The sequence below is a fragment of the Candidatus Cloacimonadota bacterium genome, assembly GCA_034661015.1.
In the GTDB taxonomy this organism is placed as follows: Bacteria; Cloacimonadota; Cloacimonadia; order JGIOTU-2; family JGIOTU-2; genus JAYEKN01.
In genome coordinates, this window is record JAYEKN010000084.1 from 1 (window position 1) to 4,685 (window position 4,685).

The window sequence follows — 4,685 nt, forward strand, 5'->3', positions numbered from 1 at the left end:
CTATAACAAACGTGCCCACAATAAGCAAGAAGAAAAGCAAGAAGAATCGTGGCGTGCTCCAAACATTATGCAGCAATTTGTTTTTGCTTACTTCAGAAATGAAAGCAAAAAAAGGGGGAGAAATGGAAAAGAAGACAAAAACAGGAGGAAAAAAATCTAAAAATAGAAATTGGAAAATCATAACCCCAATTTTCTTGACAAGAAATCGCACTATTCGGTAACACAAATCTTCTAATATTTTTTATATTAAGGGCCCATAGCTCAGTTGGTAGAGCTCCCGGCTCATAACCGGGCGGTGAGAGGTTCAATTCCTCTTGGGCCCACCAGTTTTCTTCTTGAATGAAACTTTACCTCGACAAATTAATTTCCGTTGAAAATACGAAAACCTCGTATTTCGTTTCTCCGAAACGACAAAATACAGAACGCTTTGGAAAAGCGTAATACGGATCCGGTTTCTCCGAAACGACAAAACACAGAACGCTTTGGAAAAGCGTAATACGTAAACGGTGCCTGCTCAAATATGAATCCTCAAATAGATTGACAAAGATATTGGGGAAATCAAATTGACGTTTCAATATTTATTTAAGGAGTTATCTATGATTTTCAGAAAATATTTTACAGTATTTTTTATTTTGTTATTTTTCTTTTCCGGATGTGCAAAAAAAGGTTCGTTGGGTTCGGAATCTAATCCGATAAAAATGTATTTTGTTCCCTCAATGGAAGCCGGTAAAGTCTTATCCGATGGGCAAAAGATCGCTGAATTGCTCTTTGAAGAAACCGGCTATTATTTTGATGTTGCAGTACCCACAAGCTACGCAGCTGTTATTGAAGCAATGGGGACCGAGGAAGCAGACATCGCCTGGTTCGCTACATTTGCCTACATTCTTGCAAATGAAAAATACGGAGCACAAGTCGGTCTCACAACTATTCGCGGGAGTGAGTCACGCTATCGAGGACAATTTGTGGCTCGTGATAATAGCGAGATTCAAACTCTGCAAGACATTGATGGTAAGATAATCGCATATACGGATGCGGCTTCAACTTCCGGTTATATCTATCCCTCTGCCACTCTCAAAAAAAATGGAATTGAACCGGGAAGAACTTTTTTCTCGGGTGGGCATCCCCAATCTATCATCGCAGTTTATAAAGGAACAGCGGATGTTGGCTGTACTTTCTGGTCACCTTCTGATGATGAAGAATCTAACGATGCTCGCATCAGTGTGTTAGAAACATATCCCGATGTCCTGAATAAAGTAAAAATAATTGGCTTTACCGATTGGATTCCGAATGATACGGTTACATTCCGTAGAAATTTTCCTCCTGAAATGAAAAATAAAATCATCTCATCTCTGATGGAAATGTCAAAACAGGGAAAAGGTCAGCGCATTTTGAAAGACCTTTATGACATAGACGGATTCGTAAAATCTTCCAATAGTGATTACGATATTGTGCGAGAGACTTTGGAAAGTTTGAATGTAAATGCCCAACAATTTGTCAAATAGAGATTTTATAAAAGACGGGTCGCAGATTAGACTGACCTTTGCAGATAAACGCTGAATAGATGGGAAATCAATTTAATCCTGATAAAATATGAAATTAAAATCTTTCCACCTATCCATTTTATTCACTCTTCTTTTGTTTTTTACGAGTTGTCAAAATCAAGCACCGCTCGGTTCAAAAAGAAATCCGATCAAAATGTATTTTGTTCCTTCAGTAGAAGCCGGTAAAATATTATCTGACGGAGAAAAAATTACTGAAATGCTTCAGCAAGAAACCGGATATTATTTTCATGTTGCTGTTCCGATCAGTTACGCAGCTGTTATCGAAGCTTTGGGAACCAATGAAGCCGATATCGTTTGGTTGCCACCCTTTGCATATATTTTGGCAAATAAATTATATGATGCACAAGTTGGGCTAACCACGATTAGAAATGGATTGGAAAAATATCGAGGGCAATTTCTGGCAAGAGCGGATAGCGGAATTGATTCGCTAAAAGATGTAGAAGGTAAAACGGTTGCATATACGGATGCTGCCTCCACTTCCGGCTATATATATCCATCTGCAATTTTAAAAGAAAAAGGTATTTCTCCCGCAAAAACATTTTTCGCAGGTGGTCATCCTCAGGCAATTATTTCTGTTTATCAAGGCACTGCTGATGTTGCCTGCACTTTTTGGTCTCCCAAAAGAGGAAATGAAATCCACGATGCCAGAATGCATGTTTTAAACACTTATCCGGATGTTACGGAAAAAATTAAAATATTTGCTTTCTCGGATTGGATTCCCAATGATACTGTAACCTTCAGCAAAAACTTGGCACCCGAGATCAAGCAGAACATAATTTCGGCTTTGATAAAGATCGTCCGGACAGAAAAGGGCAAAAAAATATTTAAAGACACGTATGATATTGATGGCTTCGTTACTTCTGAAGATTCCGATTATGATATAGTTCGGAATGCGTTGGAATCATTAAATTTAAATGCAAAAAAATTTATTAAATAAGGCGAGAAAAAATGGACTATTTACTTGAAACAAAAGGATTGCACAAAAAATATGAAAGTGGAACACACGCATTGAAAGGGATTGATCTGAAAATAAAATCGGGAGAATTCCTCGTTCTTCTTGGTTTGTCCGGCTCTGGAAAATCTACATTTCTGCGTTGTATTAACCGTTTAATAGAGCCAACTGATGGTCAAATATTCTTCAATGATGAAGAAATTCGCTCATTGAAGGGTGAAAAACTTCGCCATGCACGCCGAGAGATCGGGATGATATTTCAACAATTCAACTTGATTAAAAATCTTTCAGTGCTCACAAATGTAATTGCCGGCAGATTGGGATATTTGTCCAATCTGAAATCCATATTTCCAAAATTCGATTCAAAAATCGTGGGAGAAGCTAGAGCAGACATAAAAAGAGTTGGATTAGCTGGTTTTGAAAACCAAACTGTTCGGAATTTGAGCGGGGGGCAACAGCAACGGGTGGCAATTGCGCGTGCTTTGATGCAGCATCCCAAACTGATTTTGGCAGACGAACCTGTGGCAAGTTTGGACCCAGCCACTGCGGATTCGGTAATGAAATATCTCGGAATTCTGAATAAAAATGACAAAATTACCGTCATTTGTTCGCTTCACTTTTTGAGTCTCGCCAGAAAATACGGCTCCAGAGTTGTGGCATTGAAAGATGGTAAACTTGTCTTTGACGGTTCTCCCGCAGAGATAGATAACAAAAGATTTAAACAAATCTATGGCGAAGACGCAGAAGAGGTGGAAATCAGATGAACAAAAATTTAACTAAATTGGCCGGTATCTTAAAAGGTTTTTCAGTAGATTTAATTTTCTGGATCTATATTTTAGCCAGTATTTATTTTCTAATGAACAAATGGTTTCACATTGAATTTTCATTAATGTATATTTTTGTCTTTGCCCTGATTCTCGATTTTTTGTTTTTCATTCTCGGAGATTCGATCGGTAGAAAAATATTTTTACATTCGAAAAAACTTCAAAAAAAATGGATAAAGAGCTTTTGGAGTTGGTTCGTAATTGTGGGTTTGTTACTGACTTTCGTAGTGGGATGGAACATCGTAGGAGTCAAACCGATAAAATTCTTTACTCAATTTAAAAATGCAAAAGGTATCTCATCCGGCATTTTCGATCCCAGCATAGTTGGCTATCAAATAACTGAAAAATCCATTGAAAAATATAACGAGAATAATATTCCTCAAAGCATAATTACAATCTGCGAGAAGATGAAACACAAAAAATTCGCTACTAAAACTGTTTTCGTGAAAAGTTTTGAGCGACTGCTTGGAAAATCATATTTTGAAAAATCGGAAATGATACTTATCCAAAATGCCGAGCAGGGAACCGGATTTGTCATAGATAAAAATTATTTAGAGAAGATTAGAAATGTTTCACCACAAATAATTGCTGCTACTAAAACATTGATAAAAAGCAAATATTCGAATCAGTATGATTTTACCGCTGATTATGAAAAGCGGATCGGCAAACTCGAATTTGGACAATATAAAAATGTGATTCTCAAAGATACCCGAAAAAATACGGATCTTCTTGATAGAGCATTGGGTGCATTGGCAGAAACAATTTTTCTGGCTTTGCTTGCCACGATTTTTGCGATTTCTTTCGCATTTATTTTCAGCTTTTTCGCTGCGAGAAATCTTATGCCAAAAAATTTTATCGGGAATTCAGTCTATATTTTGGTCAGAACTTTTGCCACGATCTTTCGCTCTATTGAGGCAATCGTTTGGGCAATTATTTTTTGCGTTTGGGTCGGTATCGGTCCTTTCGCCGGAATGCTCGCCCTGATGATTCATTCGATAGCATCGCTTACAAAGCTCTATTCCGAACAGATCGAAAACATTGATTCCGGTCCAATCGAAGCGATGCAGGCAACCGGTGCAAATACTTTGCAAGTTTGGTTATATGCGGTAATTCCGCAAATTATCTCCCCCTATCTTGCCTTCACTATCTACCGTTGGGACATCAACGTTCGTATGGCAACCATCGTGGGTTTTGTGGGTGGTGGTGGAATCGGTATTCTCCTGCTCCAAAATCAGCAACTCCTCAGATGGCATAACGTCGGACTTCTTATCTGGCTCATTGCTTTCGTCGTTTGGGTGATGGATATGTTCAGCGCAAAAGTGCGGGAGAAATTGCAAAATATGTAAG

General features: G+C 38.1%; 4 protein-coding genes and 1 tRNA gene. All 5 read left to right on the forward strand.

Features of this window, described 5'->3' with window-relative positions:
- Positions 1-250 precede the first annotated feature (250 nt).
- A tRNA-Ile gene (locus U9P79_02840) sits at positions 251-326 on the forward strand.
- Positions 327-596: 270 nt separating this feature from the next.
- Positions 597-1,502, forward strand: a complete 906-nt coding sequence (locus tag U9P79_02845) for a phosphate/phosphite/phosphonate ABC transporter substrate-binding protein (protein MEA2103567.1) — start codon at positions 597-599, stop codon at positions 1,500-1,502.
- 88 nt (positions 1,503-1,590) lie between these two features.
- A complete protein-coding gene (locus tag U9P79_02850) occupies positions 1,591-2,499 on the forward strand; it encodes a phosphate/phosphite/phosphonate ABC transporter substrate-binding protein (GenBank protein ID MEA2103568.1) in 909 nt (302 codons plus the stop codon).
- 11 nt (positions 2,500-2,510) lie between these two features.
- Entirely contained in the window at positions 2,511-3,278 is a 768-nt protein-coding gene (gene phnC, locus U9P79_02855; GenBank protein ID MEA2103569.1) for a phosphonate ABC transporter ATP-binding protein, read from the forward strand.
- Positions 3,275-4,684 (forward strand): phosphonate ABC transporter, permease protein PhnE, encoded by a 1,410-nt coding sequence (phnE, locus tag U9P79_02860; GenBank protein ID MEA2103570.1) that lies wholly within the window; start codon positions 3,275-3,277, stop codon positions 4,682-4,684. The genes phnC and phnE overlap by 4 nt, the downstream gene beginning before the upstream one ends.
- Position 4,685: the final 1 nt, after the last annotated feature.